Genomic DNA, 4,587 nt, shown 5'->3' on the forward strand with positions numbered 1-4,587 from the left:
CGGTAGCTCGCTGGGCTCATAACCCAGAGGTCGCAGGTTCAAATCCTGTCCCCGCTACAAAGGCCAGAGGCCCGGAGGATTCTTCCTCCGGGCCTCTGGTGTTTCCCGCAGCGCCCCGCGCCGTCCCGCACTGTCGCGCGCCGTCCCCGGGCCGTTCTCGTCCGGAAGCGGCGGGAACCGCTCCGGTACTATCGACCGTCGCCAAGGAGGACGGCAATGGGGTTTGTGGGGTTGACGTGTCGGGAAATCGACAAAGCGCCGAAGCAATTTCGTCGGCTTCGGGTCGGCCCCGCCGGAATTCGGCCGGGGCAGGTGTACGCGGGTACTGGGTGATGCGACGATGGGACACATGGGGGACGGTGCGCGGCCGCTGACCGGCCGTCGGGTCCGGCGCCTCCCCTGGGAGTCCCCCCGGACGCACGCCGGGGCACGATGCCGCGACACTCTGGGGGAGCGGGAGTCGGCATGAGGCTGATCGGCAAGTCAGGCGCCAGGTCCGCGGCGGCCGCCGAGGCGGACACCGACGCCTGGGCGGAGAGCGCCGAGCGTACGGCCAACCACCCCGGAGCCCTGCCCGCCCAGCGCACCAGCGGACTGTCCGAGCGCCCCCCGACCCCGGGCTACGGGCCCGACAGCCTCGTCCACGTGTCGACCCGTCAGTTCGCCGCCGCCGTCGGCGCGTACGGGGAGCAGCCCGGCGGGGAGCCGGCCGCCGGCGCCGCGCTCGACCCGGCCGGCCTCGACTCGACCAGCTTCGAGACCGCCCTCGCCGCCCGCGAGTCCGCCGCGCTGGAGGCCCGCCACCGGCAGGCCGCCGACGGCGGCGACCCGGACGCCGCCTGCCGGCTCGGCACCCTGCTGCTGCGCCGCGGCGAACTGGAGGACGCCGAGCCCTACCTGCGCGCCGCCGCGGCCGCCGGGATGCGCGCCGCCGCCAACAACCTCGGCGTGCTGCTGCACCAGCAGGGCCACCGGGCCGAGGCCGGGCAGTGGTGGCGCCAGGCCGCCGTGGCCGGCAGCGCGCCGGCCGCGCACGCGCTCGGCCTGCAACTGCGCGACCAGGGCGAGGAGGAGGCCGCCGAGTACTGGCTGCACTACGCCGCCGACCACGGCCACCCGCTGGGCGCCTACGCCCTGGGCGACCTGATGGAGCACCGGCGGGACGTGCGCGCCGAGCGCTGGTTCAAGGTCTCCGCCGACGCCGGGCACCGGGAGGCCTCCTACCGGCTGGCCCGGATGCGCGAGGCCGCCGGGGACAAGGAGACCGCCGAGACGTGGTACCGCACCGCCGCCGCCCGCAGCCACGCCCGCGCCGCGCTGCGCCTGGGCGTGCTGCTGGAGGACCGGGCCCGCACCGACCGGTCGCTGCTGGACGAGGCGGCCCGCTGGTACCGGCAGGCCGCGCAGAACGGGGAGTCGCGCGCGGCCTGCGCGCTGGGCTTCCTGCTGCGCGACTCCGGGGACCTGACGGCCGCCGCCGAGTGGTGGCGGGAGGCCGCCGAGGCCGGGGACGGCAACGCCGCCAACGCGCTGGGGGCGCTGCACGCGAGCCGCGGCGAGGCCGCCGCGGCCGAGCGCTGGTACCGGGCCGCGCTGGACGCGGGCGACCAGAACGGCGCCTTCAACCTCGGCCTGCTCTGCGCCGGCACCGGCCGCGAGCAGCAGGCCGAGCAGTGGTACCGCCGGGCCGCGTACGCCGGGCACCGGGAGGCCTGCAACGCGCTGGCCGTGGTGCTGCTGCAGCGCGGTGACGAGTCCGGTGCCCAGCCCTGGTTCTCCAAGGCGGCCGAGGCCGGCAGCGTGGACGGGGCGTTCAACCTCGGCGTGCTGCACGCCGGGCGCGGCGAGCAGCAGCAGGCCCAGGAGTGGTACGCGCGGGCCGCGGCCGAGGGGCACGGCGAGGCGGCCCTGCAGCTCGCGGTCGTCCAGGAGCAGCGCGGCAACCTGGCCGGGGCGCTGGAGCGCTACCGGCAGGCGGCGGCCGGCGGCTCGGCCGAGGGCGCGTTCCGGCTGGCCTCGCTGCTGGACCGGCGCGGGGACGCGGACGCCGAGGCCGAGCACTGGTACGCGCTGGCGGCCGACGCCGGGCACCGCCGGGCGCAGGTGCGGATGGGCGTGCGGGCGGCCGAGCGGGGGGCGCTGGAGATCGCCGAGAGCTGGTACCGGCGGGCCGCCGAGGCGGGCAGCCGCAGCGCCGCGTTCAACCTGGGGCTGCTGCTGGCCCGGCAGGACAGCGAGGCCGAGGCGATGCTCTGGTACACCCGGGCCGCCGACGCCGGGCACGGCCGGGCGGCGCTGCGCCTGGCACTGCTGGCGCTGCGCCGCGGGGAGCCGACGCAGGCGGAGAACTGGTGCCGGCGGGCGATCGACTCCGGGCCGGCCGAGGTGGCGGAGCGGGCCGGGCGGCTGCTGGGCGCGCTGAACGCGGAGTTGAGCGCGTAGCGGGTCAACCGGGCGGCTGGGGGCGGCGGTTCGGCCGGGGCGGCCGGGGGAAGCCGGGAGGTCAGGGACAACCGGTGGGCTAGGGGCAACCGGCGGGCTGGGAGCGGCAGTTCGGGCACAGGCCGCGGTAGGTGACCTCGGCGGCGGTGACGGTGAAGCCGAAGCGCTCGGCGGCGGGGAGGGCGGCGAGCGGGTCGCCCTGGGGCTGGACGTCGCGGATCGCGCCGCAGCCCGAGCAGATCAGGTGCTGGTGGGCGCGGTGGGCGTTGGGGTCGTAGCGCTTGGCGCGGCCGTCGGCGGCGACCTCCAGGACCTCGCCGAGGGTGACGAGTTCGCCGAGCGTGTTGTAGACGGTGGCGCGGCTGATCTCCGGCAGTCGGGTCGTCGCGCGGGCGTGCACCTCGTCCGCGGTGAGGTGGACGTGCTCGCCGTCCAGGACCTCGGCCACGACCCGGCGCTGCGAGGTCAGCCGCCAGCCTCTCGCGCGCAGTCTCTCCAGCAGGTCGCTCATGCCATCCAGAGTAGGTCACGCTCCGAGATTGGTTCCAGTATTGACTTGGACAAAGTCCAAGTTAGGATCGTGTCATCACGACCGGATACCGCGGAGGCACTCCCATGACGACCCAGGACGAGCTGCGCCCGACCCTGACCACGGAGGCGGGTGCCCCCGTCGCCGACAACCAGAACACCGAGACGGCGGGCCTCGGGGGCCCGGCACTCATCCAGGACCAGCTGCTGTTCGAGAAGCTCGCGCACTTCAACCGCGAGCGGATCCCGGAGCGCGTGGTGCACGCCCGCGGCGCCGGCGCGTACGGCACCTTCACCGTGACCGCGGACGTGACGCCCTGGACCCGGGCGGCGTTCCTCTCCGAGATCGGCAAGCAGACCGAGACGTTCCTGCGCTTCTCCACGGTGGCGGGCAACCTCGGCGCGGCCGACGCGGTGCGCGACCCGCGCGGCTTCGCGCTGAAGTTCTACACCGAGGAGGGCAACTACGACCTCGTCGGCAACAACACCCCGGTGTTCTTCATCAAGGACGCCATCAAGTTCCCCGACTTCATCCACACCCAGAAGCGCGACCCGTACACCGGCTCGCAGGAGGCGGACAACGTCTGGGACTTCTGGGGCCTGTCGCCCGAGGCCACCCACCAGGTGACCTGGCTGTTCGGCGACCGCGGCATCCCGGCCTCGTACCGGCACATGAACGGCTACGGCTCGCACACCTACCAGTGGCAGAACGAGGCCGGCGAGCACTTCTGGGTCAAGTACCACTTCAAGACCGACCAGGGCATCCGCAACCTCACCCAGGCCGAGGCCAACACCCTCGCCGGCGAGGACCCGGACAGCCACCAGCGCGACCTGCGCGAGTCGATCGAGCGCGGCGAGTTCCCCAGCTGGACGGTGCAGGTCCAGATCATGCCGGTGGCCGACGCGGCGAACTACCGCTTCAACCCCTTCGACCTCACCAAGGTCTGGCCGCACGCCGACTACCCGCCGATCGAGATCGGGAAGCTGGAGCTCAACCGCAACCCCGACAACGTCTTCGCCGAGGTCGAGCAGTCGGTCTTCTCCCCGGCGCACTTCGTGCCCGGCATCGGCCCGTCCCCGGACAAGATGCTCCAGGGCCGCCTGTTCGCGTACGCCGACGCCCACCGCTACCGGGTCGGCATCAACGCCGACCACCTGCCGGTGAACCGTCCGCACGCCACCGAGGCCCGCACCAACAGCCGGGACGGCCACCTGTACGACGGCCGCCACGGCCGGCAGAAGAACTACGAGCCGAACAGCTTCGGCGGCCCGGTGCAGACCGGCCGTCCGCTGTGGGCCGCGACCGCCGTCGACGGCCTCACCGGCAACCACGTCGCGCCCTCGCACGCCGAGGACGACGACTTCGTGCAGGCCGGCGACCTCTACCGGCTGTTCTCCGAGGAGGAGAAGCAGCGCCTGGTCGCCAACCTGGCGGGCTTCATCGCCAAGGTCTCGGCCGACCGCGAGGACATCGTGGAGCGGGCGGTCGACAACTTCCGCAAGGCCGACGCCGACTTCGGGCAGCGGCTGGACGCGGCGGTCCGGGAGCTGCGCAAGCAGTAGGCCCTGACCCGGCCCCCACGAGACGGCGGGCCCCGGTGACCTGCTCCCACAGGT

At 74.2% G+C, this 4,587-nt stretch carries 3 protein-coding genes; 2 read left to right on the plus strand and 1 reads right to left on the minus strand.

What is annotated here, in order from left to right; translation table 11 throughout:
- Nucleotides 1-465 precede the first annotated feature (465 nt).
- On the plus strand, nt 466-2,442 hold the full coding sequence (locus ACFU6K_RS32115; protein WP_380669023.1) for a tetratricopeptide repeat protein: 1,977 nt from the start codon (nt 466-468) through the stop codon (nt 2,440-2,442).
- Nucleotides 2,443-2,521: 79 nt separating this feature from the next.
- Here the strand turns inward: ACFU6K_RS32115 and ACFU6K_RS32120 are convergent, their stop codons facing one another.
- Nucleotides 2,522-2,953 carry a Fur family transcriptional regulator gene (locus ACFU6K_RS32120; protein WP_380669025.1) on the minus strand — a complete coding sequence of 144 codons (432 nt, stop codon included), beginning with the start codon at nt 2,951-2,953 and terminating at the stop codon, nt 2,522-2,524.
- 104 nt (nt 2,954-3,057) lie between these two features.
- Between ACFU6K_RS32120 and ACFU6K_RS32125 the strand changes: the two genes are divergently transcribed.
- Nucleotides 3,058-4,533: a catalase gene (locus ACFU6K_RS32125; protein ID WP_380669027.1), complete on the plus strand. Its 1,476-nt coding sequence runs from the start codon at nt 3,058-3,060 to the stop codon at nt 4,531-4,533.
- Nucleotides 4,534-4,587: the final 54 nt, after the last annotated feature.

The organism is Kitasatospora sp. NPDC057512, from assembly GCF_042802135.1.
Taxonomy (GTDB): Bacteria; Actinomycetota; Actinomycetes; order Streptomycetales; family Streptomycetaceae; genus Kitasatospora.

What these genes read in the sequence shown, in the direction of transcription:
- ACFU6K_RS32115 (WP_380669023.1), top strand. Translation starts at nt 466, where the DNA reads ATGAGGCTGATCGGCAAGTCAGGCGCCAGGTCCGCGGCGGCCGCCGAG.
- ACFU6K_RS32120 (WP_380669025.1), bottom strand. Translation starts at nt 2,953, where the DNA reads ATGAGCGACCTGCTGGAGAGACTGCGCGCGAGAGGCTGGCGGCTGACC.
- ACFU6K_RS32125 (WP_380669027.1), top strand. Translation starts at nt 3,058, where the DNA reads ATGACGACCCAGGACGAGCTGCGCCCGACCCTGACCACGGAGGCGGGT.